Raw genomic sequence first — 403 nt, forward strand, 5'->3', positions numbered from 1 at the left:
TTTCTTTACGCTCGCGCCTCGACCGAGGTTCGAATCCATGCATGGCTTCCAAAAAAGAAAAGCCCCCGTTGCCGGGAGCTTTAAAGTCAATTGGTGCGGCGTATAGGATTCGAACCTATGACGTTCTGATTCGTAGTCAGACCCTCTATCCAGCTGAGGTAACGCCGCAACGCACGGATTATTATGCACGCGAAGCCCCGACGGGTCAAGCGACAATTTGAAAAAATTTTACGATGTGGTGATTATGCTGCTCGCGCCTCGACCGAGGTTCGAATCCATGCATGGCTCCCAAAAAAGAAAAGCCCCCGTTGCCGGAGGCTTCAAGTTCGATTGGTGCGGCGTATAGGATTCCGCGCATCCGCTTCGCGGATCCGCACCGGCTTCGCCCGCCTGCCGGCGCGCT

Annotated in this window: 1 tRNA gene; it reads right to left on the minus strand. The window is 55.1% G+C overall.

Annotated features, from left to right (window positions below):
- Positions 1 to 91: 91 nt before the first annotated feature.
- A tRNA-Arg gene (locus tag ACTQ48_RS11635) sits at positions 92 to 168 on the minus strand.
- Positions 169 to 403 lie beyond the last annotated feature (235 nt).

The organism is Collinsella sp. Sow4_E3 (assembly GCF_052116285.1).
Classification (GTDB): Bacteria; Actinomycetota; Coriobacteriia; order Coriobacteriales; family Coriobacteriaceae; genus Collinsella.